Origin of the sequence: Streptomyces sp. NPDC002181 (assembly GCF_042890485.1) — a bacterium.
Taxonomy (GTDB): Bacteria; Actinomycetota; Actinomycetes; order Streptomycetales; family Streptomycetaceae; genus Streptomyces.
Genome location: NZ_JBIASC010000008.1, coordinates 1 through 24127 on the forward strand (window position 1 = coordinate 1; position 24127 = coordinate 24127).

Sequence of the window (24127 nt, forward strand, 5' to 3'; positions counted from 1 at the left end):
CCAGATGTGGAAGCCCGGTAACGGGTGGAGCTGACTGGTACTAATAGGCCGAGGGCTTGTCCTCAGTTGCTCGCGTCCACTGTGTTAGTTCTGAAGCAACGAACAGTTGCTGGTTTCAGAGCTGGAACACAACTACAAAGTGTGCTTGTTCGCTCGAAACCGATAGGGTTTCGGTGGTCATAGCGTTAGGGAAACGCCCGGTTACATTCCGAACCCGGAAGCTAAGCCTTTCAGCGCCGATGGTACTGCAGGGGGGACCCTGTGGGAGAGTAGGACGCCGCCGAACAATCTTTCAAAGGACCCTTGGTCCAGCGTTCAACGCTGGACCAAGGGTCCTTTTTGTTTTTCACCTCTTTACGCCGAAGCGCGGCCATGGGTTGGTTGCGCGAGAATGACTAGCGGTACCCCGAAGACAGGAGTCACACCCATGTCCAACTCTCCCGACGATCGTCCGGAGCGCGAGCCTCGGCGCAACGACGGCGGTGACAGGGGCGGCTACCGCGGGGGCCGTGACGACCGTGGCGGTGACCGTGGTGGCTTCCGCCGCGACGACCGCGGTGGCCGTCCGACCGGTGACCGTCCCTCCGGTGGCGGCGGCGGTTTCCGCCGTGACGACCGTGGTGGGCGTCCCGCCGGCGGCGGTGGCGGTGGCTTCCGCCGTGACGACCGTGGTGGCGACCGTCCGTCCTACCCCCGTCGTGATGACGACCGTGGTGGGCGTCCCTCGTACCCGCGTCGCGACGACGACCGCGGTGGGTTCCGCGGCGGTCGTGACGACCGTGGCGGCGACCGCCCGTCCTACCCGCGTCGCGATGACCGCGGTGACCGCCCCTCCGGCGGTGGCGGTGGCTTCCGCCGCGACGACCGTGGCGGCGACCGTCCCTCGTACCCGCGTCGCGATGACGACCGTGGTGGGTTCCGCGGCGGTCGTGACGACCGTGGCGGCGACCGCCCCTCCTACCCGCGCCGCGACGACCGGGGTGACCGGCCCTCCGGCGGTGGCGGTGGCTTCCGCCGCGACGACCGTGGCGGCGACCGTCCGACCGGTGGCGGCTTCCGCGGCCGCGAGGACCGTCCGTCCTACCCGCGCCGTGACGACCGCGGTGGCGACCGCCCCTCCTACCCGCGTCGCGATGACGACCGTGGTGGGCGTCCCGCCGGCGGCGGTGGCGGCGGTTTCCGCCGTGACGACCGTGGTGGCGACCGTCCGTCCTACCCCCGTCGTGATGACGACCGTGGTGGGCGTCCCTCGTACCCGCGTCGCGACGACGACCGCGGTGGGTTCCGCGGCGGTCGTGACGACCGTGGCGGCGACCGCCCCTCCTACCCGCGTCGCGACGACCGCGGTGACCGCCCCTCGTACCCGCGCCGTGACGACCGGCCCGCCGGTGGCGGTTTCCGCCGCGACGACCGGGGCGACCGGCCTTCCGGCGGTGGCGGCGGCTTCCGCCGCGACGACCGTGGCGGCGACCGTCCCTCGTACCCGCGTCGCGACGACGACCGCGGTGGGTTCCGCGGCGGTCGTGACGACCGCGGCGGCGACCGCCCCTCCTACCCGCGTCGCGATGACGACCGCGGTGGGCGTCCCGCCGGCGGTGGCGGTGGCTTCCGCCGTGACGACCGCGGCGGCGACCGTCCGTCGTACCCCCGTCGTGATGACGACCGTGGTGGGCGTCCCTCGTACCCGCGCCGTGACGACGACCGCGGTGGCTTCCGCGGCGGCCGTGACGACCGCGGCGGCGACCGCCCCTCCTACCCGCGCCGCGACGACCGCGGTGGCGACCGAGGCGGCGACCGCGGCGGGTTCCGTGGCCGTGACGACCGCGGTGGCGACCGTGGCGGCTACCGCGGCGGTCGCGATGACCGCGGCGGCGACCGCGACTACCGTGCGGACCGCGACAGGGACCCGGTCAAGCGGCTTCCGATCGACGAGGACGTCACCGGCTTCGAGATCGATGCCGATGTCCGTCAGGAGCTCCTGAGCCTGCCCAAGGGGCTGGCCGAGGAAGTCTCCCGCAACCTGGTCATGGTGGCCCGGCTGATCGACGAGGACCCGGAGCAGGCGTACGCGTACTCGCGCATCGCCCTGCGTCTGGCCTCCCGCGTCGCCGCCGTGCGCGAGGCCGCCGGCTTCGCCGCGTACGCCACGCAGAAGTACAGCGAGGCGCTCGCCGAGTTCCGTGCCGCCAAGCGCATGACCGGCTCCGTCGAGCTGTGGCCCGTCATGGCCGACTGCGAGCGCGGCCTCGGCCGCCCCGAGCGCGCGCTGGCCATGGCCGGCGAGCCCGAGGTGCAGAAGCTGGACAAGGCCGGCCAGGTCGAGATGCGCCTGGTCGCCGCCGGTGCCCGCCGGGACATGGGGCAGCTCGACGCCGCCATCGTGACCCTGCAGAGCCCGGAGCTGGCCTCCAACTCCGTGCAGCCGTGGACCGCGCGCCTGCGGTACGCCTACGCCGACGCCCTGCTGGCCGCCGGCCGTGAGGACGAGGCGCGCGAGTGGTTCGCCAAGACGGTCGAGGCGGACAAGGACGGCGCGATGGACGCCTCCGACCGGCTCGCCGAGCTGGACGGGGTCGAGTTCGTCGACGCGCTCGGCGGCGATGAGCCGGACGACATCGACGCCGACGACGCCGAGGACGAGGACGACGAGCAGGACGCCGCCGAGGTGGCCGCCGCCGAGCGCGCCTCCGACCAGGCCGAGTACTACGACGAGGACGACGAGGAGTACGAGCCCGTCGAGCGCTCCGCGGACGCCGACGCCGATGTCGACGCCACCGACGAGATCGCCGTCGTCGAGGACGAGGACGAGGACGACGTGCAGGACCGCGACAAGGCCTGAGCACCTGACCGGCTGAGTTGAGAAAGGGCGGTACCCCTCCGGGGGTACCGCCCTTTTCCGTGTCCGCGATCGGGTCGGGCCGGGGTCAGTCGAGGCTGCGCAGGACCAGGCCCGTGGCCGGCTTCGGGCCGAACGAGGTGGACTTGCGGGGCATCGTGACGCCCTGGCGGGCCAGGTCCCGGACGACCGCCTCCCGTACGGGGTGCAGCAGGACCGCGGTGCCTCCGTGGCGCTCGGCCATGGCGACGGTGGCCGCCGCGTCGTGGATGTAGGTGATCTGGTCCGGGGCGTCCGGGATCCGCCACAGGGCGTCCAGCAGCGTCGCGTGCAGCACGGTCGCGTCCAGCCGGCGCCAGGCCTCGGGACGGTCGCGCCGTACGGTGCGCTCCAGGAGGTCCAGGTCCGGGTCGGTGACCAGGTGGAAGGTGCCGTCGCCGGTCAGGAGGAAGGCGTTCCCGCGTTCCGCGGCGTCGGCGAGGGCCTCCAGGGCGAGCGGCAGCGGGCCGTCGACCGGGCGGACCAGGAACTGGCCCTCCACGGCGGCCAGGGCGTCCGCGACCGGGAGGCGGCGCAGCATCCGGTGGATGGCGCGGACCTGGAGCGGGTAGCGGGCGGTGTCGACGAGGAGGACCAGGCCGAAGTCCCAGTCGGTGGGGGACTGGTGCTCCTCCTGGAGGCGCAGGTACGTCGCCCAGCGGTGGTGGCCGTCGGCGATGAGGGCCTGGCGGTGGCCGAGGTCTGCGGTGACGGCGGCGAGGTCCGCGGGGTCGGTGATGGCCCAGAGCCGGTGCCGGAAGCCGTCCTCGGTGGTGGTGGCCAGCAGGGGCGCGCCCGCGGCGGTCCGCTCGACGACCGCCGTCGCGCCGGCCGCGGGGTCCCCGCCGAGGTAGGTGAGGAGGAGGGGCTCCAGATTGGCCGAAGCGGCCCGCATGAGACCGGCCCGGTCGGTGACCACGTCGGGCATGACGTCCTCGTGCGGGAGCACGATGCCGGCGTCGGGCTTCGAGAGGGCCAGGGCGCCGATCACGCCGCGCTGGAGCACGCCGCCCTTGCGCTGCTCGTAGACGTAGAGAGCGGGCTCGGGATCGGCGCTGAGGACGCCCTTGGCGAGCCAGTCGTGCAGGGTGTGCGCGGCCCGTTCGTTGCGCTCCGCGGGGGTGTCGGCCTGCGGGAGGATCAGGCGGACGATGTTGTGCGGGTCGGCGGACTCCAGGTGGTCGACTCCGTCGGGCCGCACGACCACGTCGTACGGCGGTGAGGTGACGGCGGCCAGGCTGCCGACACGCTCCGGGACGTAGCGCAGTCCGTGGAAGGGGATCAGGCGCAGCCCGTCGTCCGCGGTACCAGATGTGGTCATTGGTGCATGGTAAGTCGCGTCTCGCGATGCGGGATGATCGGGTGAGGAAGACCGCAAGTCACGGGCGTTCGGTATCGGTCACCGGCCGACGGATGTCAGGTGCGGACCGGTCGAGGACGGATCGAGCGGACAGGAGCCGACAGGATGACCCGGCAGAGCAGGACGAGTCCGGCGGGCAGCGAGCGCAGCCTGCACCAGGCGTACGACACGGCCCTGCTGGACCTGGACGGAGTGGTGTACGCGGGCGGCGAGGCGATCGCGTACGCGGCGGAGTCCCTGGCCGCGGCCCGGGACGGCGGGATGCACCTCGCGTACGTCACGAACAACGCGCTGCGCACCCCGGAGGCGGTCGCGGAGCACCTGGGCGAGCTCGGGATCCCGACCGAGGCGGGCGAGGTGATCACCTCGGCGCAGGCGGTGGCCCGGCTGATCTCGGAGCAGGTGGAGCCGGGTTCGAAGGTGCTGGTGATCGGCGGGGAGGGGCTGCGGGTCGCACTGCGCGAGCGGGGGCTCGTACCGGTGGACTCCGCCGACGAGGAGGGCCTCGCGGCGGTCGTCCAGGGGTACGGGGGCCCGGACCTGCCGTGGTCGCGGTTCGCGGAGGCCTCGTACGCGATCCACCGAGGGGTGCCGTGGTTCGCCTCGAACACCGATCTGACGATTCCCGGGGCGCGGGGGATCGGGCCGGGCAACGGGGCCGCGGTGGAGGTCGTACGGATCGCGACGGGCGCGGAGCCGCAGGTGGCGGGCAAGCCGCTGCCCCCGATGCACCGGGAGACGGTGCTGCGGACGGGGGCGGAGCGGCCGCTGGTGGTCGGCGACCGGCTGGACACGGACATCGAGGGCGCGTTCAACGGGGAGGTGGACTCGCTGCTGGTGCTGACCGGGGTGACCGACGGGGCGCAGCTGTTGCGGGCCGAGCCGGCGCACCGGCCCACGTACGTGGACCGGGACCTGCGGGGGCTGCTGACGGGGCAGCCGGAGGTCGTGGCGGCGGGGGAGGGCTTCCGCTGCGGGGGCTGGACCGCGGTGGCGGCGGGGGACGCACTGGAACTGCGGGGCGAGGGCGAGCCGCTCGACGGGCTGCGCGCGTTGTGCGCGGCGGCGTGGACGCGCGCGGGGGACGGATCCTGCACGCTGGACGCGGGGAAGGCGCTGGCCCGGATCGGGCTCTAGGACCTGTGTACGGATCGGGCTCCAGGGGCTGTTCAGGCGCAGGGTAGGCTAACCTAACCTGCGTGTTGGTCGAGAGTCCTCCTGAACAGAGCGCGGCGCCGGTCGCCGCCATCCGCCCGCGGCACGCCGCGCGCGCCGCCGGTCTGCTCGGCGCCCTCGCGGTGCTGGCCCTGATCGCTGTGGCGAGCATCGCCGTGGGCGCCAAGCAGATGCCCCTCGATCAGGTCTGGCACGGCCTGTTCCACTATGCGGGGACGCCCTCCGACGTGGTGGTGCGCGATCTGCGGGTTCCGCGCACCCTCCTCGGGCTGATGGTCGGGCTCGGCCTCGGCCTGTCCGGCGCCGTGATGCAGGCGCTGACCCGCAATCCGCTGGCCGAACCCGGCATCCTCGGCGTCAACGCGGGCGCCGCGGCCGCCGTGGTCTCGGCGATCACCTTCCTCGGGGCCTCCTCGCTCAGCGAGTTCGTGTGGTGGGCCTTCCTCGGCGCCGCCGTGGTCTCCGTCGTGGTCTACGTACTCGGCGGCAGCCGCAGCGCGACCCCGGTGCGCCTCGCGCTCGCCGGTACGGCGGCCAGCGCGGCCCTGGTCGGCTACATCAACGCCGTGCAGCTGATGGACAGCAAGGCGCTGGACAAGCTGCGCTTCTGGACCGTGGGCTCCCTGGCCTCCGCGAACATGGACACCGTCCGGCAGGTCGCTCCGTTTCTGCTGGTGGGCGCGGTGATCGCACTGACCCTGGGCCGGCCGCTCAACGCGATGGCCATGGGCGACGACACCGCGCGGGCGCTGGGCGCCCACCTGACGCGGACCCGCATCGGCGCGATGGTGGCCATCACCCTGCTGTGCGGGGCGGCGACCGCCGCCTGCGGGCCGATCGTCTTCATCGGGCTGATGATCCCGCACCTGGTGCGGATCATCACCGGTCCCGACATGCGGTGGGTGCTCGCCTACTCGGCGGTCCTCTCCCCGGTGCTGCTGCTGGGCGCGGACGTCATCGGCCGCGTCGTGACACGGCCCGCCGAGCTCCAGGTCGGCATCGTCACCGCCCTGATCGGCGGACCCGTCTTCATCTACCTCGTCCGGCGCAAGAGGATGGCCCAGCTGTGACCGTCGACCTTCGGGCGGACAAGCCCGGATCCCGTGCCCTGCGCGGCCCCGGCGGGCTGTCCCTGCGGCTGGAGCCGCGCGCGCTGGCGGTCGGGCTGCTGCTCGTCGCGGCCGCCCTCGCGATGGCCGTCGTCCTCATCGGCACCGGCGATTTCGAGATCGCGCCGTGGGACGTCGTACAGACCCTGCTGGGCAACGGCACCCCCGCGAACGACTTCATCGTCAACGACCTGCGGCTGCCGCGGGTGGTGGTCGCGCTGCTGGTGGGCGCCGCGCTCGGGATGGCCGGCGCCGTCTTCCAGTCCGTGTCCCGCAATCCGCTCGGCTCCCCGGACCTGCTCGGGTTCAGCTACGGCTCGGCGGTCGGCGCGCTCACCGTGATCGTCCTGTTCAAGGGCGGCGCGACGGAGGTCTCCGCGGGTGCGCTGGTGGGCGGGCTGCTCACCGGCGTCCTCGTCTACCTGCTGTCCTACCGGCGCGGCATCCACGGCTACCGGCTGGTCCTGGTCGGCATCGGCGTCTCCGCGATGCTCGTCGCCGTCATCAACTACCTGCTGACCAAGGCCCAGCTCGTCGAGGCGACGCGCGCGATGGTCTGGCTGACCGGCTCGCTGGCGGGCCGGGACTGGAGCCAGGTCTGGCCCCTGCTGGCGACCTGCGCGGTGCTGTTCCCGCTCGTCCTCGGCCAGGGCAGGGCCCTGCGGATGATGGAGATGGGCGACGACGCCGCGTACGCCCTCGGAGTACGGGTGGAACGTACGCGGATGCTGCTGATGCTGGCGGCGGTCCTGCTGACCACCGCGGCCGCCGCTGCCGCCGGACCCATCTCCTTCGTGGCCCTGGCCGCGCCCCAGCTGGCGCGCCGCCTGACCCGCTCGCCCGGGTCGAACCTGCTCACCGGCGCGCTGATGGGATCCGTCCTGCTGCTCGTGTCCGACTGGGCCTCGCAGCGCGCCTTCGGCGCCGACCAGCTGCCGGTGGGCGTGGTGACCGGGCTGGTCGGCGGCGTCTACCTGCTCTGGCTGCTCGTCACCGAGCGCAAGGCGGGACGTATATGAGCACGGACACGAGCAACTCAAGGAGTACGCAGGTGCAGCAGCGGCTGACCGCGCAGAACGTGACCCTCGGCTACGACCAGCGGGTCATCGCCGAGAACCTGTCGGTGGAGATCCCCGACCACTCGTTCACGGTGATCGTCGGACCCAACGCGTGCGGCAAGTCCACGCTGCTGCGCGCCCTGTCGCGGATGCTGAAGCCGTCCGCCGGGCAGGTGCTGCTCGACGGGCACGCCATCGGCTCGATGCCGGCGAAGAAGGTCGCCAAGACGCTGGGGCTGCTTCCGCAGTCCTCCATCGCGCCGGACGGGATCACGGTCGCCGACCTGGTCTCGCGCGGCCGGTACCCGCACCAGGGGCTGCTGAGGCAGTGGTCGCCGCAGGACGAGCGGATCGTGCGGGAGTCGATGGCCTCGACCGGGGTCGCCGAGCTCGCGGACCGGTCGGTGGACGAGCTGTCGGGCGGGCAGCGCCAGCGGGTGTGGATCGCGATGGCGCTGGCGCAGCAGACGCCGCTGCTGCTGCTGGACGAGCCGACCACGTACCTGGACATCCAGCACCAGATCGACGTGCTGGACCTGTGCGCGGAGCTGCACGAGGAGCAGGGGCGGACCCTGGTGGCCGTGCTGCACGACCTCAACCACGCGGCCCGCTACGCCACGCACCTGATCGCGATGCGCGGCGGCGAGGTCGTGGCGGAGGGGCCGCCGGCCGAGGTGGTCACGGCGGAGCTGGTGGAGGAGGTCTTCGGCCTGCGCTGCCAGATCATCGACGACCCGGAGACGGGCACCCCGCTGGTGATCCCGGCGGCGCGCAGGCCGAAGTCCCCGGCCGGGCTGCTGACGAGGACTACAGCAGGCTCTTGAGGCGGAGCAGGTCGCGGAAACCGGCCTCCAGACGGACCCGGCCGGAGGCCCAGGCCTTGGCGAACTTGAGGTCGCCCGCGACCATCGCCACCAGGTCGTCGCCCGTCATCGCGAGCCGGATCTCGGCCTTCGTGGCGGGCGGACCGGGGGAGACCGCGTCCACTCGGATCCGGCCGTCTTCGAGGCGGCCGGTGAAGGTCTGGTCCAGGTCCGTGATGTGGCAGCTCAGGGAGCGGTCCATCGCGGCGGCGCCGCGCACACCGCCATCGGCCTGTGCGAGGTTGCCGGAGAGTCTGTCGAGTGCGGCTCGGCACTCATCGATCGTAGCCATCGTGATCTCGACCGTACCGCAGAGCCGCGCGCGGCCGCCCGGGTGCTTCGGGGTAGCGTCGGGGCATGACCGACGACACGGCCGACGCGGCGGACACGGACGGGGGCGCACCGGGCGCGTCCGCGGAGGCGGCGCCCGAGCCCCTGGGGCTCGTCCGTACGCCCACCGGCCACCCCGGGGTGGACGCGCACCTGGAGCGCCTGGCCGACGCCGACCACCTCACGGCGGACGGACACGTCGCGGTGTACGAGGATGTGCACAGGGGGTTGCGTGACGCGCTGACCGCGCTGGACGCACCGCCCGTCCCCGGACCGTACGAAAACAGGAGCTGAACCGAACGTGGCAGGAGTGGCACGCCGCCGCCTGGACGCCGAACTGGTACGCCGCAGCATGGCCCGCTCGCGCGAGCACGCCGCCCAGCTGATCGCCGCGGGCCGGGTGACCGTCGGCGGCGCCACAGCGACCAAGGCGGCCACCCAGGTCGAGACCAGCGCGGCCCTCGTCGTCCTCAAGGACGACAGCGACCCCGACTACGTCTCCCGGGGCGGCCACAAGCTGGCGGGGGCGCTCGCGGCCTTCCGGCCGCGGGGGCTGGCCGTCGAGGGCCGCCGCGCGCTGGACGCCGGCGCCTCCACCGGCGGGTTCACCGACGTGCTGCTGCGCGCGGGCGTGGCCCACGTCATGGCCGTCGACGTCGGCTACGGGCAGCTCGCCTGGTCGCTGCAGAGCGACGACCGGGTCACCGTCAAGGACCGTACGAACGTGCGCGAGCTGACGGTCGAGCAGCTCGACGGGGCCCCGGTCGACCTCGTCGTCGGCGACCTGTCCTTCATCTCCATCGGCCTGGTGCTGCCGGCCCTGGTGCGCTGCTGCGCGCCGGACGCGGACCTGGTGCTGATGGTCAAGCCGCAGTTCGAGGTCGGCAAGGACCGGCTCGGCAGCGGCGGCGTCGTGCGCAGCCCGGAGCTGCGCGCGGAGGCCGTGCGCGAGGTGGCGGCCCAGGCGGCGAAGCTGGGGCTGGGCGTGCTCGGGGTGACCGCGAGCCCGCTGCCCGGTCCTTCTGGGAACGTCGAGTACTTTCTGTGGCTGCGGGCGGGGGCACCGGCACTCGACCCGGCGGATGTTGACCGTGCAGTGGCGGAGGGGCCTCAGTGACTGATGCAGCGGACAGGTCGTCGTACACGTCGAGCAACGCCGACAGCCCGGACCCGGCGGCCGGGGGGCCGGGGCGGACCGTCTTCCTCCTCGCGCACACCGGGCGGCCCGCGGCCATCCGCAGCGCGGAACTGGTCGTCCAGGGGCTGCTCAAGAACGGCCTGGGCGTACGGGTCGTCGAGTACGAGGCGAGGGACCTGCCGCTGCCGCCCGAGGTGGAGCTGGTGTCCGAGTGCACCCCCGAGGTGCTCGAGGGCTGCGAGCTGCTGATCGTGCTGGGCGGCGACGGGACCCTGCTGCGCGGCGCGGAGTTCGCGCGCGGCTCGGGGGTGCCGATGCTGGGTGTGAACCTGGGCCGGGTCGGCTTCCTCGCGGAGGCCGAGCGGGAGGACCTGGACCAGGTCGTGGAGCGGGTCGTGACGCGGGCGTACGAGGTCGAGGAGCGGATGACCCTCGACGTGCTCGTTCGGACGAACGGTGACGTGCTCCACCGGGACTGGGCGCTGAACGAGGCCGCCGTCCAGAAGGGGGCCCCCGAGCGGATGCTGGAGGTGGTCCTGGAGATCGACGGGCGCCCGGTGTCCGGCTTCGGCTGCGACGGGATCGTCTGCGCGACCCCGACCGGCTCGACGGCGTACGCCTTCTCCGCGGGCGGGCCGGTGGTCTGGCCGGAGGTGGAGGCGCTGCTGATGGTGCCGATCAGCGCGCACGCGCTGTTCGCGAAGCCGCTGGTGACCTCGCCGGACTCGGTGCTGGCGGTGGAGGTGCAGCACGGGGTCCCGCACGGGGTGCTGTGGTGCGACGGCCGCCGGATGCTGGAGCTGCCGGCCGGTGCCCGGGTGGAGGTCCGGCGCGGGGCGGTGCCGGTGCGGCTCGCCCGGCTGCACCACGCGTCGTTCACGGACCGGCTCGTCGCGAAGTTCGCGCTGCCGGTGTCGGGGTGGCGCGGGGCTCCCCACTGAGAGGCTCCACTGGGAGGCCCCACTGCGAGGTCCCACCGCGGGACTTCCTTGCGGGGCCCCGCACCCGCCGGGAGACCCTCCAATAGCACATGCGTTCGGAAAACTCCCGACGGGTGACGTCACATGGCACGGGTGAAACCTCGGTATCGTCGTCCCGTGCTTGAGGAGATGCGGATACGGTCGCTCGGGGTCATCGACGACGCGGTGGTCGAGCTGTCGCCCGGTTTCACCGCGGTGACCGGCGAGACCGGCGCGGGCAAGACGATGGTCGTCACCAGCCTCGGCCTGCTGCTCGGCGGTCGCGCCGACCCGGCCCTGGTGCGGATCGGGGCCAAGGCGGCGGTCGTGGAGGGCCGCATCGTCCTGCGCCCCGGCGCGCCCGCCGCCCTACGGGCCGAGGAGGCCGGGGCCGAGCTCGACGACGGCGCCCTGCTGATCAGCCGGACCGTGTCCGCCGAGGGGCGCTCGCGCGCCCACGTGGGCGGCCGCTCCGTCCCCGTCGGCCTGCTCGGCGAACTCGCGGACGACCTGGTCGCCGTACACGGCCAGACCGACCAGCAGGGGCTGCTGCGGCCCGCCCGGCAGCGGCAGGCCCTCGACCGGTACGCGGGCGACGCCGTCGCCGTACCGCTGGAGAAGTACGGGGCCGCCTACCGGCGGCTGCGCGCGGTCGCCGTGGAACTCGACGAGATCACCACCCGGGCCCGGGAACGGGCCCAGGAGGCCGACCTGCTGCGCTTCGGCCTGGAGGAGATCGCGGCCGTGGAGCCGCTGGCCGGCGAGGACGCGGAGCTGGCGGCGGAGGCCGAGCGGCTCGGGCACGCCGAATCGCTCGCCTCGGCGGCGCAGATCGCCCACGCGGCGCTCGCCGGCGACGTCGAGGACCCGGAGGGCGTCGACGCGAACACCCTCGTCGCGGGCGCGCACCGGGCCCTGGACGCCGTACGGTCCCACGACCCGGCGCTCGGCGCGCTCGCCGAACGGATCGGGGAGCTCGGGATCCTGCTGGCCGACGTGGCCGGGGAACTGGCCGGGTACGCGGACGACCTGGACGCCGATCCGCTGCGGCTGGCCGCGGTGGAGGAGCGCCGGGCGGCGCTGACCCAGCTGACGCGCAAGTACGGAGACTCGATCGACTCCGTGCTGGAGTGGGCCGAGCGCGGTTCGGCGCGGCTGCTGGAGCTGGACGGCGACGACGAGCGGATCACCGAGCTGACCGCCGAGCGGGACGGACTGCGGTCCGAACTGTCGCTGCTGGCGCAGGCGCTGACGGACGCCCGGGTGGAGGCGGCCACGCGGTTCGCGTCGGCCGTCACGGCGGAGATGGCCTCGCTGGCCATGCCGCACGCACGGGTGACGATCGACGTCCGGCAGGTGGAGGACCCCGAGGGGGTGGAGGTCGACGGCCGCCCGGTCGCGTACGGGCCCTCGGGCACGGACGAGGTCGAACTGCTGCTGGCCCCGCACCCGGGCGCCCAGCCGCGGCCGATCGCCAAGGGCGCCTCGGGCGGTGAGCTCTCGCGCGTGATGCTGGCGGTGGAGGTCGTGTTCGCGGGCTCCGACCCGGTGCCGACGTACCTCTTCGACGAGGTCGACGCGGGCGTCGGCGGCAAGGCGGCCGTGGAGGTCGGGCGGCGTCTCGCGAAGCTGGCCAAGTCGGCGCAGGTCGTGGTCGTCACGCACCTGCCGCAGGTGGCCGCCTTCGCGGACCGGCAGCTGCTGGTGGAGAAGACCAACGACGGATCGGTGACCAGGAGCGGGGTCAAGGTCCTGGAGGGCGAGGACCGCGTCCGAGAGCTCTCGCGCATGCTGGCGGGCCACGAGGACTCCGTCTCCGCGCGGGCGCACGCGGAGGAACTCCTGGCGGCGGCGCGCGCGGACGCGTAGCCGCCGCGGCCGCTGCTCTCGAGGCCCGGGACGGAAGCCGTCCCGGGCCCCCGGCGTACGCCCGGAGGGTGGCGCGCGCTACGCCGTGTGGGTGAGGCTCGGGGGTGCGGGGCGGTATCTCCTGCGGGATCCGTACCCGTATGGTCCCGGAACGCGCGTGCGGACTGGCATCCTGGGCGACGACTCTGCCTCCCTCACCCTGGAGCTTCGGCCCGTGAGCAGCTCCCCGGTCTCGACCCCGGTCCCCGCGCAGTCGTACGGGCGGCCGCCGCTCCGCACCGTCCAGGTACTCGGCGGTGCCGGCGCGGGCAGCAGCGCGCACGTACGCTCCCTGACGACCGGACTCGCCGCGCGCGGGGTGCGGGTCACGGTGTGCGCGCCCGTGGAGGCCGAGGGGGAGTACGACTTCACCGGCGCGGGGGCGCACTTCACCCCGGACGCGGTGAGCGCGCTGCGGGCCGTGTGCGCCGGGGCGGACGTGGTGCACGCGCACGGGGCGCGGGCCGGGATGCGGGCCGTGCTGGCGCTGCGCGGGCGCCGGGTGCCGCTGGTGGTGTCCTGGCACGGCGGCGGGCCGGCGGCCGAGGGCCCGTTCGGGCGGCTGGGCCGGGTGCTGGAACGGCACGTCGCGCGGGCGGCCGCGGTGGTGCTCGGCGCCTCCTCGGACCAGGTGGACCTGGCGCGGGCGCGGGGCGCGCGGGACGCCCGGCTGGCGCCGGTGGCCGTGCCGACCGGGCAGGCCGCCGGTCCGGAGGCCGGGGCGGACCCCGGCAAGGCCCGGGCGGAACTGGGGGCGGTGGACCGGCCGTTGCTGATCGCGGTCGGGAGCCTGGTGGAGCACCGGGGGTACTCGGTGCTGCTGGACGCGGCGCGGGCCTGGCGGGTGCTGGAGCCGCTGCCGCTGGTGGTGATCGCGGGGGAGGGACCGCAGCGTGCGGAGCTCGCCCGGCGGATCGAGGCCGAGGGGCTGCCGGTGCGCCTGCTGGGGCGGCGCCCGGACGCGGCGCAGCTGCTGGCGGCGGCGGACGTGGCGGTGCTGCCGAGCCGCTGGGAAGCGCGGTCCCTGCTGGCGCAGGAGGCCCTGCGGGCCGGGGTGCCGCTGGTGGCCACGGCGGTCGGGGGCGTACCGGAGCTGATCGGGGACGCGGGGATCCTGGTGCCGTACGGGGACGCGGCCGCCCTGTCCGCCGCGGTGACGGACCTCCTGTCGGACCCGCCCCGGCGCGCCGCCCTGGCCGCGGCCGGCCAGGCCCAGGCGGCCACCTGGCCCACGGAGGACGACACGGTGGCCCAGATCCTCTCGGTCTACGACGAACTGATGGACCGCCGCAAATAGCCTCCGGCCGCCCCGCGGGAACTCCGGCCGGGGCGTCAGGAAGGCTGGGCGTGGCGGGAAGGCTGGGTGTGGCGCCGGGCACGCAGGGCCAGGCTCAGGGAGAGGACCGTCTCCGGGTCGTCCAGGTCCGTGCCCAGGAGCTCCGAGATGCGGGCCAGCCGGTTGTAGAGGGTCTGGCGGTTCAGATGGAGCTCGCGCGCCGTCTCCGCCTTGCGGCCCGCGTGCGCCAGGTACGTCTCCAGGGTCGGCAGGAGCGGCGGGCGGGACGCCACGTCGTGCACGCGCAGCGGGCCGATCGCGCGGTCCACGAACGCCGCCAGGTCGGGGTGCTCGCGCAGGCGCCACAGCAGCAGGTCGATGTCCAGGCGGCGGGCGTCGTACCAGGGCCGGGCCGGCAGGCCGTGCGCCGCCGTCGCCGTCTCCGCCGCGTGGCGCAGGCCCGAGGAAGCCGCCGCCCAGCCGCCCGCCACGCCCACCACCACCGCCGGCGGGGCCGCCGCGCGGTCCAGGCCGGCCCGTTCCACGCCCGCCCGCAGCGCGGCGGCCACGCGGTCCGCCACCGTGGTGCGTTCCGATTCGGAGCGGAGGGAGACCAGAAGGGGAACCCTCCCCTCCACCGGGCGCACCCCCAGCAGGACCGGGACGCCCACCGAGGAGAGCTCCTCCAGGACCGCCCGCGCCAGGACCGCCCAGTTGCCCGCCGGGCCCAGCGACGAGGACAGCCGCATCACCACCGGCAGGAGCGGGCCCGCGCCCGGTTTGAAGCCCAGGACGCGCGCCTGCGCCGGTGCGTCCTCCGCCGAGATGCGGCCCTCCGCCAGGTCCGTCAGGAAGTCCCCGCGGCCGCGCGCCGCCAGTTCGTCCTCCTGGCGGGCCTGCATCAGCACCACGGCCAGCACCCCCGCCGTCCGCTCCGCCGCCATTCGGTGGACGGGCAGCAGCGGCGCCGACACGCCGAGCAGGACCATCCGGGCGCGGACCGAGCCCGTGCCGTGGCCGCCGCCGGGGACGTCGACGAGCACCGCGTTCGCCGACGGCTCCGCCTCGCGCTGGCCCCGCAGCCCCTCCCACACCTGCAAGGGGTCGGCCGCGGCCTCCCCGGAGACCGGGCCCGCCGCGTACAGGAGCTGCCCGTCGGGGGTCTCCAGGAACACCGGGTTACCGGTGAAGTCGGCCATGATGTGCAGGACTTGGGGGATCCCCCCGCCGCTGAGCAGGGCCTCCGTACATCTCCGGTGGACCTCCTCGGCCCGCTGGAGCAGGGCGTAGTGGTGGTTGACGATCTCGGTGTGGACCTCCTCCGTGACCGCCACGAACGGCACCTCGCGGTGCAGCTGGACCAGCGGCAGCCCGGCCGCCCGGGCCGTCTCGACGAGCGTCGCCGGGAGCCGGGTGAAACGCGGGCCCAGCTCCACCACCAGCGCGGCGATCCCCCGGTCCGCGAGGCGCCGTACGAAGGCGCGCTGCTCGGCGGGGCGGGTGCCGAGGCCCAGCCCCGTGGTCAGGAGCAGCTCCCCGCCCTTGAGGAGGGACGCGATGTTGGGCACCTCGCCCGCGTGCACCCAGCGCACGGTCCGGCCCAGGCGGTCGGCGCAGGCCACCACCTCCGGCAGCCCGCTGCGCAGTCCCGGCAGCTCCAGCGCCCGCTGAACGGTGATCCCGCCCTGGTTGTCCATGTCGCGGGACGCTACCAGGGGGTCAGGCCGGCTTGATGTTGTGGTTGTAGCGGAAGACGTTGTCCGGGTCGTACGTCCGCTTCACCGCCGCCAGCCGGGCCAGATTCTCCTCCCCGAGACCGGCCGCGACGCGCTCGGAGCCCTCGTCGCCGGTGAAGTTGAGGTAGACCGCGCCGGAGCTCCACGGCTGCACGCGGGCACGGACGTCCTTGACCCACGCGACGGCGCGCTCGTCCTCGGCGGGGTCCTCCCAGATGCCGAACGGGTGCGCCGCCCAGGGGGAGTTCCGGTACGGCACGGGGAACTCCGGCGGCCCGTCGGCGATGGCCCCGCCCAGCGGGAACATCACGTGCTGGGTGCCGCCCGTCGGCGTCTCGTTCCCGACGGCGCAGAAGACGTCGACGAGTTCGTCCGGCAGGCCGGTCAGGTACTCCGCGGACCAGTAGTTGCGCAGGCCCGGCGGGTCGTCCAGCATGCACTGGAAGTCCGCGTAGGGGAGGGCGGTGAGCACCTCCACCTCGTGCGGCAGGGCGAGCAGCGGCTGCGCCAGCTTGCGCAGCGCCTCCTCGCCGCCCGCGTACGTGAGCAGGGCGCCCGCCATCAAGGTCCCGACCAGGTGCTCCGGCACGAAGGGCTCCGGCGGGGCGGTCAGGTAGATCACCCCGCCGCTCGCCTCGGCCGGGCCGCTCTCGATGACGTCGCGGTAAGTGCGCAGGACCTCGGGCCCGGACTCCAGGGGGTAGAGCAGCAGGCAGATCGCGAATTCCGGGAGCTCGTGCAGGCGCAGCGTGATCGAGGTCGCGACCCCGAAGTTCCCGCCGCCGCCGTGCAGGGCCCAGAACAGCTCGGGGTTGTCCTCGGCGGTCGCCGTCAGGGTGCTGCCGTCGGCGGTGACCAGGTCCACGCCGAGCAGGTTGTCGACGGCCAGCCCGAACCTCCGGTCCAGCCAGCCGGAGCCGCCGCCGAGGGTGAAGCCGGTGACCCCGGTCGTGGAGACCCGGCCGCCGGTGGTGGCGAGTCCGTAGGGCTGGCAGGCGCGGTCCAGCAGGCTCATCACCGCGCCGCCCTCGACGCGTACGGCCTTCGCGCCGGGGTGGACGGTGACTTCCTGCATGCCGCGCATGTCGACGACCACGCCGCCGTCGTTGAGGGACATCCCGGCGACGCTGTGGCCGCCGCCGCGGACGGCCACGGGCAGGTCCAGTCCGCGGGCGAAGCGGACGGTGGTGACGACGTCCGCCTCGCTCTCGCAGCGGGCGATGACCGCGGGGCGGCGGTCGATCATCGAGTTGAAGACCGTCCGGGCCTCGTCGTACCCGGGGTCGTCCGGGGTGATGACCTGACCCGCCAGGTCGTCGCGCAACTCGGCCAGGGCCTGGCCGGCCTTTGACGGGGGAGCCATGGCTGCGGCCCTCCTTCCGCAGGAGGCGTAGGACCATTCCAGCGTAGGCGTGGCCGCTGCGGGGGGCGCGGCGGGACCGGGGCCGGCCCCGGCCCCGCGCGTCGAACGCCCGCACTACCCCCCGTACGCCCCGCTCGCCGTCAGACGCAGGGCCGTGTCGATCAGGGGGACGTGGCTGAAGGCCTGGGGGAAGTTGCCCACCTGGCGCTGGAGGCGCGGGTCCCACTCCTCCGCCAGCAGCCCCAGGTCGTTGCGGAGCGCCAGCAGCCGTTCGAAGAGCTGGCGCGCCTCGTCGACGCGGCCGATCATCGCCAGGTCGTCCGCCATCCAGAAGGAGCACGCGAGGAACGCCCCCTCGTCGCCTTCGAGGCCGTCCACACCCGCCTCGTCGCCCGTCGTCGGGTAGCGCAGGATGAACCCGTCCGGTGTCGACAGCTCGCGCTGGATCGCCTCGATCGTGCCGATGACGCGCTTGTCGTCCGGCGGCAGGAAGCCCATCTGCGGGATGAGGAGCAGCGAGGCGTCCAGTTCCTTCGAACCGTACGACTGCGTGAACGTGTTGCGCTCCTTGTCGTAGCCCTTCTCGCACACGTCCTGGTGGATCTCGTCGCGCAGCTCGCGCCACCGCTCCAGCGGTCCGTCCGCGTCCCCGCTCTCGATCAGCTTGATCGTGCGGTCCACGGCCACCCACGCCATCACCTTCGAGTGCACGAAGTGCCGGCGCGGACCGCGCACCTCCCAGATGCCCTCGTCCGGCTGGTCCCAGTGCTCCTCCAGGTAGCGGATCAGCTTCAACTGGAGGACCGAGGCGTAGTCGTTGCGCGCCAGGCCCGTCATGTGGCCCAGGTGCAGGGCCTCGGTGACCTCGCCGTACACGTCCAGCTGGAGCTGGTGCGCGGCGCCGTTGCCGACCCGGACCGGGCGGGAGTCCTCGTACCCGGGCAGCCAGTCCAGCTCGGTCTCGCCGAGCTCCCGCTCGCCGGCGATCCCGTACATGATCTGCAGGTTCTCCGGGTCGCCGGCGACCGCGCGCAGCAGCCACTCGCGCCAGGCCTGGGCCTCCTCGCGGTAGCCGGTGCGCAGCAGCGAGGAGAGGGTGATGGCGGCGTCGCGCAGCCAGGTGTAGCGGTAGTCCCAGTTCCGGACGCCCCCGATCTCCTCCGGGAGGGAGGTGGTCGGCGCGGCGACGATGCCGCCGGTGGGTCCGTACGTGAGTGCCTTGAGGGTGATCAGGGAGCGGATCACGGCTTCGCGGTAGGGGCCGTGGTACGTGCAGTGGTCGACCCACTCGCGCCAGAAGGCGGTGGTGGTCGCCAGTGCCTCCTGGGCGTCGGGGGTGTCCGGGGCGCCCTTGTGGGAGGGCTGCCAGCTGATACAGAAGGCCTTGCGGTCGCCGGGGCCGACGGTGAAGTCGGAGTACGTGGTCAGGTCCTTGCCGTACGTCTGCGCGTCGGTGTCCAGCCAGACCGAATCGGGGCCGGCGACGGCGACGGTGCGCCCGTCGACCTTGTGCACCCAGGGCACGACGCGGCCGTAGCTGAAGCGCATGCGCAGTGCGGAGCGCATCGGGACGCGCCCGCTGACGCCCTCGACGATGCGCACCAGCTGCGGCGCGTGGTCCTCGCGGGGCGGCATGAAGTCGGTCACGCGGACCGTGCCGCGCGGCGTGTCCCACTCCGATTCCAGGATCAGTGAGTCGCCCTGGTAGCGGCGGCGCGTCGCCGCGGGGGCCGCGGCGCCCCCGGGGAACGCCGGGCCGATGCGCCAGAAGCCGTGATCCTCCGTTCCGAGGAGGCCCGCGAACACGGCATGGGAGTCGAAACGGGGCAGACACAGCCAGTCCACCGATCCGTCCCGGCAGACCAGTGCGGCGGTCTGCATGTCCCCGATCAGTGCGTAATCCTCGATGCGCCCGGACACGTTAGATCTCCCAGTCGAACGGCCACGTCCGCCCCGAAGGGCGCTTGCATTGCGCGGTTGCGCGGTCCCGTGGGTATGGATCCCCGCACTGAGCTCATGATTCCGGATGCGGCCGGGTTACGCCGTCTGCCGGACTGCTCGGCGGCGATGTGATGCGATATCCGAGCAGGATATGACGGCACCCTAGTGATCTCCTGAAGTCCGGGGACAATGTGTCTAGTCCGAATGGGTGACCTGGGGGAATGTCGGCGTGACCGGCCCGGGAACGGCCGGTGGCGCTGCGTCGAGCGGTCGTGGCGGCGCGTGGCCGGAGGCGGACGGGCCCGGGCGCTGATAGGCTGGTACCCCGTGGACCGGTGGTCTGCCTGTGCGAATCAGGAGCCCCGAAACCGCAGCTTCGGCGCCCCCTGAGAGCCTCCGGTTCGATGGTGGCCGGCGCCGGAAGCACCGCACTTCACTTCGCGACCACGGGAGCCCCCTCTTGGCGAGCACAGCCATGACGACCAAGCACATCTTCGTCACCGGGGGTGTTGCCTCCTCCCTCGGCAAGGGCCTGACGGCCTCCAGCCTGGGTGCGCTGCTCAAGGCGCGGGGCCTGCGGGTCACGATGCAGAAGCTCGACCCGTACCTGAACGTCGACCCGGGCACGATGAACCCGTTCCAGCACGGCGAGGTGTTCGTCACCAACGACGGCGCCGAGACCGACCTGGACATCGGCCACTACGAGCGCTTCCTCGACGTGGACCTCGACGGCTCGGCCAACGTCACCACCGGCCAGGTCTACTCCCAGGTCATCGCCAAGGAGCGGCGCGGCGAGTACCTCGGCGACACCGTCCAGGTCATCCCGCACATCACCAACGAGATCAAGCACCGCATCCGCCGCATGGCGACCGAGGACGTGGACGTCGTCATCACCGAGGTCGGCGGCACGGTCGGCGACATCGAGTCGCTGCCGTTCCTGGAGACCGTCCGCCAGGTCCGCCACGAGGTCGGCCGCGACAACGTCTTCGTCGTGCACATCTCGCTGCTGCCCTACATCGGCCCCTCCGGCGAGCTGAAGACCAAGCCGACCCAGCACTCGGTCGCGGCCCTGCGCAACATCGGCATCCAGCCCGACGCGATCGTGCTGCGCGCCGACCGCGAGGTCCCCACCTCCATCAAGCGCAAGATCTCGCTCATGTGCGACGTGGACGAGGCGGCCGTCGTCGCGGCGATCGACGCCAAGTCGATCTACGACATCCCGAAGGTGCTGCACACCGAGGGCCTCGACGCGTACGTCGTGCGCAAGCTGGACCTGCCGTTCCGCGACGTGGACTGGACGGTCTGGGAGGACCTGCTCGACCGCGTCCACAACCCCGACCACGAGGTCAAGGTCGCGCTCGTCGGCAAGTACATCGACCTGCCCGACGCCTACCTGTCGGTGACCGAGGCGCTGCGCGCCGGCGGTTTCGCCAACAAGGCCCGCGTCCAGATCAAGTGGGTCACGTCCGACGACTGCAAGACCCCGGCGGGCGCCGCCGCGGTGCTCGGCGACGTCGACGCGATCTGCGTGCCCGGCGGCTTCGGCGACCGCGGTGTCAACGGCAAGGTCGGCGCGATCACCTACGCCCGCGAGAACAGGATCCCGCTGCTCGGCCTGTGCCTGGGCCTGCAGTGCGTGGTCATCGAGGCCGCGCGCAACCTGGCGGGCATCGCGGACGCCAACTCCACCGAGTTCGACGCCTCCACCCCGCACCCGGTGATCTCCACGATGGAGGAGCAGCTGGCCTTCGTCGAGGGCGCGGGCGACCTGGGCGGAACGATGCGCCTGGGCATGTACCCGGCCAAGCTGGCCGAGGGCTCCATCGTGCGCGAGGTCTACGGCGACCAGGCGTACGTGGACGAGCGCCACCGCCACCGCTACGAGGTCAACAACGCCTACCGCGGCGAGCTGGAGAAGAAGGCGGGCCTCGTCTTCTCCGGCACCTCCCCGGACAACAAGCTCGTCGAGTACGTCGAGTACCCGCGCGAGGTGCACCCCTACCTGGTGGCCACCCAGGCCCACCCGGAGCTGCGCTCGCGCCCGACCCGGCCGCACCCGCTGTTCGCGGGCCTGGTCAAGGCCGCGGTCGAGCGCCAGCAGGCCGCGAAGGCCAAGTGACGGTCTGACCGCATAACGTAGACGGCCGGGGCACGGAACGTGCCCCGGCCGTCGCGTTTCTGACGCGTCTTCTGTCGCTTTTTTCTGTCTCGCTTTCGGAAGGTACGGGGTACGGGTCATGGCCATGGGCATCGCAGACAGCGCGGAGACGTGGGAGGTCATCGCCTCACGGACCCCGTTCGAGGGCGCGAAGACGGCGGTCCGCTCGGACCAGGTGAGCATGACGGACGGATCCGTGGTGCGCCGGGACTACCAGGTGCACCCGGGATCGGTGTGCGTGCTCGCGCTCGACGAGGACGGCGGCGTGCTCGTGCTGCGCCAGTACCGCCACCCCGTACGGCACAAGCTGTGGGAGCTCCCGGCCGGTCTGCTCGACGTACCCGGCGAGAACCCCCTGCACGCGGCCCAGCGGGAGCTGTACGAGGAGGCGCACGTCAAGGCGGAGGACTGGCGCGTGCTCGTGGACTTCTTCGCCTCCCCCGGAGGCTCCGACGAGGCGATCCGGATCTTCCTCGCGCGCGGGCTCTCCGAGGCGGAGGGGGAGCGGTACGCGGTGTCGGAGGAAGAGGCGGACATGGAGGTCGCCCGCGTCCCGCTGGCGGACCTGGTCCGCGGGGTCCTGGAGGGCCGGCTGGGCAACCCGGGCCTGGTGACCGGGGCCCTGGCACTGTCCGCGGCCCTCGCCTCCCCCGGCGGCCTGGACGCCCTGCGCCCGGCCCAGCCCCCGTGGCCGGCCCGCCCGTACGAGGTCTGACCCCGCAGGTCGGCCCCCGGGAGCGTGGTGTGACGATCCGCTGATCCGATTGGGCGATGTGTCCGCCGCGCTCCACACGGGTCGTCGCTCTGCGTGAACTACGCTCGCAACCCGAAGGCAGGGAGAGGAGCGGATCCGTGACGGATTTCGTCGGGCGGCGGCGTGAGCTCAAGGAGCTGCGCGAGGACATCGCACGGACCGGGCTCGACACCCTCTCGGGACGCAAGGCCAAGTCCCCCAGGGCGCGCGTGCTCCTCGTCGCCGGGCGCCCCGGGTCGGGGCGCACCGCCCTCGCCGAGGCCTTCGTGCGCGAGGTCGGCGAGGACTATCCCGACGGGGTCCTGCGCACCCGCCTCAGCTCGCCCGGCGGGCAGGCCGTCACGACCGAGCGGGCGATCCGGACCCTGCTGGAGGGGCTCGGGGAGCCCACGCCCCCCGGCGCCGCCGAGGACGAGCTCAGCTCCGCCCTGCGCGCGGCCCTCGCCCACCGCAAGGCGATCCTGCTCGTCGACGACGCCGCCGACCCGTACCAGGTCGACGCCCTGCTGCCGGACACCCCCGAATGCCTCGTCGTCATCACCGCCGAGGGGCCGCTCACCGGGATTCCGGATGTCCGCCCCTGCACCCTCGGCGGGCTCGACACCCCCTCCGCGGTCCAGATGCTGGTCCAGCGCATCGGGGACACCCGGATCACCGTCGACCCCCGCGCCGCCGAGGACCTCGCCGAGGCGTGCGGGGGCCAGCCCGCCGCACTGGCCCTGGTCGGCGGCTGGCTCGCCGCGCACCCCAAGGCCGCCGTCTCCGACGTGGCCAAGCAGCTGCACGACATGCCGTCCGGCGCCGGCGGGCCGCTCGGCCGCGGCTTCCGGCTCGTCTACGAGTCCCTCCCGCAGCCCGCCCAGCGCACCCTCCGCTTGCTGCCCCTGGCGCCCGCCGGGATCGTCGACTCGCACACCGCCTCCGCCCTCGCCGGCTGCTCCGTGGCCGCCGCCCAGTCCACCCTGGACGACTTCGCCGGGCTGGGTCTCCTGCGCCATGCCTCCGACGGGCTCTTCCAGCTCCCCGGCTGCCTCGTACCGCTGCTCCAGGCCCTGCTGGAGGCCAAGGAGCGGGCCGGCGAGGTCGAGCTGGCCCGGGCCCGGATGCTGGAGCGCACCGTACGCCTGCTGCACTCCTGCCGGGTCATGGCCGAGCCCGATGACCACGGGGCGGACGGGGCGGCGGGGACGGACCTGCGCGAGAGGCTGGACGGGCTGCCGCGCGCACTGCGCTTCCCCGACCGGCGCGCCGCCGCCACCTGGCTCGACACCAGGCTGCCCGCGCTCTCCGCGGCCGCCACCCTGGCCGTGGCCGACGGCGGGCTGGACACCCTGGCCCGCCGGCTGGTCGCGGCGCTCGTACGGGCCCTCGCCGAGCACCGCGGCACCGCGGCCGCCGCCCCCGAGCTGTACGGGCTGCACCGCCTGGTCCTGGACGTGGCGGTCCGCCGCGACCTGCACCGCGAGCAGGCCGCGGCCCTGCTGAACCTGGCCGACCTGGACGCCGAGACCGGCCGCACCCAGGAGGCGCTGGAGCGCTACCGGGCCGCACTGGACGCGGGACGCGCCGCGAACGACCCGTACGCGACGGGCCGCGCGATGGAATCCGTAGGCGGCGCCTACCAGGAGCTGGCGGACTGGCACCGGGCCGCCGACTGGTTCGGCCGGGCCCTGTCCCAGGCCCTCGCGCGCGGGGAGCGGGCGGACGAGGCCCGGCTGTACGGACGGCTCGGCAACGTGCACACCTACGCGGGCCGCTACGGGGACGCCCTGCGCAGCTGGCGGGCCGCCGCCGCTGGGTACCGGAAGCTGGCCGATGTGCCGGGCCAGGCAAAGGCGTTGAGCGAGATGGCGCGGATCCAGGAGTACGCCGGAAGGCCGGAGGAATCGCTGCACACCTGCCGCGAGGCGGTGGAGCTCGCGCGCCGGGCCGCAGACCTGCGGCTTCAGGCCGCGCTCCAGGTGCGCCTCGCCGACACCCTCGACCGGCTGGGCGACCCCGCGGCTGCCAGGCTGCACCGGTCCGCAGCCGACAGATTGCTGGGAGATGACCCCGCAGCCTGCGAAATCCGCAGTGGTTCCGACTGAGATTATTGGTTTGCAAGGCTAGACAGCGCGTCGTCC

At 73.5% G+C, this 24127-nt stretch carries 18 protein-coding genes, 1 rRNA gene and 1 pseudogene; 15 read left to right on the forward strand and 5 right to left on the reverse strand.

Going from position 1 to position 24127, the window contains the following annotated elements; all coding sequences use genetic code 11:
- The first annotated feature begins 169 nt into the window (after positions 1–169).
- The 3 genes and pseudogenes from rrf (at position 170) to ACFYXV_RS20250 (ending at position 2839) form a co-directional block, all read left to right on the forward strand.
- Positions 170–286 (forward strand): 5S ribosomal RNA (gene rrf / locus ACFYXV_RS20240).
- 513 nt (positions 287–799) lie between these two features.
- A pseudogene (locus ACFYXV_RS20245) lies at positions 800–1651 on the forward strand (tetratricopeptide repeat protein); the annotation flags it as partial.
- 327 nt (positions 1652–1978) lie between these two features.
- Complete coding sequence (locus ACFYXV_RS20250; RefSeq protein WP_389383772.1) at positions 1979–2839, forward strand: hypothetical protein; 861 nt, start codon at positions 1979–1981, stop codon at positions 2837–2839.
- A gap of 85 nt (positions 2840–2924) precedes the next feature.
- On the opposite strand, the gene ACFYXV_RS20255 is transcribed toward ACFYXV_RS20250, so the two are convergent.
- Positions 2925–4196, reverse strand: a complete 1272-nt coding sequence (locus ACFYXV_RS20255; RefSeq protein ID WP_389383674.1) for a DUF1015 family protein — start codon at positions 4194–4196, stop codon at positions 2925–2927.
- A 144-nt stretch (positions 4197–4340) separates the two neighbouring features.
- Here ACFYXV_RS20255 and ACFYXV_RS20260 point away from each other — a divergent pair, with 144 nt between their 5' ends.
- The 4 genes from ACFYXV_RS20260 to ACFYXV_RS20275 all read left to right on the forward strand — a co-directional run bounded on the left by ACFYXV_RS20260 (position 4341) and on the right by ACFYXV_RS20275 (position 8402).
- On the forward strand, positions 4341–5372 hold the full coding sequence (locus ACFYXV_RS20260; protein ID WP_385474024.1) for an HAD hydrolase-like protein: 1032 nt from the start codon (positions 4341–4343) through the stop codon (positions 5370–5372).
- Between the two features lie 62 nt (positions 5373–5434).
- Positions 5435–6481, forward strand: coding sequence for a FecCD family ABC transporter permease (locus tag ACFYXV_RS20265; protein ID WP_383349193.1), 1047 nt, complete (start codon positions 5435–5437; stop codon positions 6479–6481).
- Positions 6478–7539, forward strand: coding sequence for a FecCD family ABC transporter permease (locus ACFYXV_RS20270; RefSeq protein ID WP_385474026.1), 1062 nt, complete (start codon positions 6478–6480; stop codon positions 7537–7539). Before ACFYXV_RS20265 ends, ACFYXV_RS20270 begins: the two co-directional genes overlap by 4 nt.
- Positions 7536–8402 (forward strand): ABC transporter ATP-binding protein, encoded by an 867-nt coding sequence (locus ACFYXV_RS20275; protein ID WP_385474028.1) that lies wholly within the window; start codon positions 7536–7538, stop codon positions 8400–8402. Before ACFYXV_RS20270 ends, ACFYXV_RS20275 begins: the two co-directional genes overlap by 4 nt.
- Here ACFYXV_RS20275 and ACFYXV_RS20280 read toward each other — a convergent pair.
- Positions 8386–8733, reverse strand: a complete 348-nt coding sequence (locus tag ACFYXV_RS20280; RefSeq protein ID WP_385474029.1) for an SCP2 sterol-binding domain-containing protein — start codon at positions 8731–8733, stop codon at positions 8386–8388. The genes ACFYXV_RS20275 and ACFYXV_RS20280 overlap by 17 nt on opposite strands.
- Before the next feature lie 65 nt (positions 8734–8798).
- On the opposite strand from ACFYXV_RS20280, the gene ACFYXV_RS20285 reads away from it, so the two are divergent.
- The 5 genes from ACFYXV_RS20285 (at position 8799) to ACFYXV_RS20305 (ending at position 14073) form a co-directional block, all read left to right on the forward strand.
- The gene (locus ACFYXV_RS20285) at positions 8799–9065 is read left to right on the forward strand and encodes a hypothetical protein (RefSeq protein ID WP_389383675.1); all 267 of its coding nucleotides are present in this window, start codon (positions 8799–8801) and stop codon (positions 9063–9065) included.
- A gap of 7 nt (positions 9066–9072) precedes the next feature.
- A complete protein-coding gene (locus ACFYXV_RS20290) occupies positions 9073–9888 on the forward strand; it encodes a TlyA family RNA methyltransferase (RefSeq protein ID WP_385474032.1) in 816 nt (271 codons plus the stop codon).
- Positions 9885–10850, forward strand: coding sequence for an NAD kinase (locus ACFYXV_RS20295; RefSeq protein WP_389383676.1), 966 nt, complete (start codon positions 9885–9887; stop codon positions 10848–10850). The genes ACFYXV_RS20290 and ACFYXV_RS20295 overlap by 4 nt, the downstream gene beginning before the upstream one ends.
- 168 nt (positions 10851–11018) lie before the next feature.
- Positions 11019–12737, forward strand: coding sequence for a DNA repair protein RecN (gene recN / locus ACFYXV_RS20300; RefSeq protein ID WP_385474077.1), 1719 nt, complete (start codon positions 11019–11021; stop codon positions 12735–12737).
- Between the two features lie 214 nt (positions 12738–12951).
- Positions 12952–14073, forward strand: a complete 1122-nt coding sequence (locus ACFYXV_RS20305) for a glycosyltransferase family 4 protein (protein WP_385474034.1) — start codon at positions 12952–12954, stop codon at positions 14071–14073.
- A 35-nt stretch (positions 14074–14108) separates the two neighbouring features.
- Here ACFYXV_RS20305 and ACFYXV_RS20310 read toward each other — a convergent pair whose 3' ends face one another.
- From ACFYXV_RS20310 to ACFYXV_RS20320, 3 genes are all read right to left on the reverse strand, one after another.
- Positions 14109–15749 carry a PucR family transcriptional regulator gene (locus tag ACFYXV_RS20310; RefSeq protein WP_389383677.1) on the reverse strand — a complete coding sequence of 547 codons (1641 nt, stop codon included), beginning with the start codon at positions 15747–15749 and terminating at the stop codon, positions 14109–14111.
- Positions 15750–15771: 22 nt separating this feature from the next.
- Positions 15772–17151, reverse strand: coding sequence for an FAD-binding oxidoreductase (locus ACFYXV_RS20315; RefSeq protein WP_385474038.1), 1380 nt, complete (start codon positions 17149–17151; stop codon positions 15772–15774).
- Between the two features lie 114 nt (positions 17152–17265).
- The gene (locus ACFYXV_RS20320; protein ID WP_383349291.1) at positions 17266–19032 is read right to left on the reverse strand and encodes a glycoside hydrolase family 15 protein; all 1767 of its coding nucleotides are present in this window, start codon (positions 19030–19032) and stop codon (positions 17266–17268) included.
- Positions 19033–19567: 535 nt separating this feature from the next.
- Here ACFYXV_RS20320 and ACFYXV_RS20325 point away from each other — a divergent pair.
- The 3 genes from ACFYXV_RS20325 (at position 19568) to ACFYXV_RS20335 (ending at position 24091) form a co-directional block, all read left to right on the forward strand.
- Positions 19568–21211: a CTP synthase gene (locus ACFYXV_RS20325; RefSeq protein WP_385474040.1), complete on the forward strand. Its 1644-nt coding sequence runs from the start codon at positions 19568–19570 to the stop codon at positions 21209–21211.
- A gap of 124 nt (positions 21212–21335) precedes the next feature.
- Complete coding sequence (locus ACFYXV_RS20330; RefSeq protein WP_383349228.1) at positions 21336–21965, forward strand: NUDIX domain-containing protein; 630 nt, start codon at positions 21336–21338, stop codon at positions 21963–21965.
- Between the two features lie 56 nt (positions 21966–22021).
- Complete coding sequence (locus tag ACFYXV_RS20335) at positions 22022–24091, forward strand: tetratricopeptide repeat protein (RefSeq protein ID WP_389383678.1); 2070 nt, start codon at positions 22022–22024, stop codon at positions 24089–24091.
- Positions 24092–24127 lie beyond the last annotated feature (36 nt).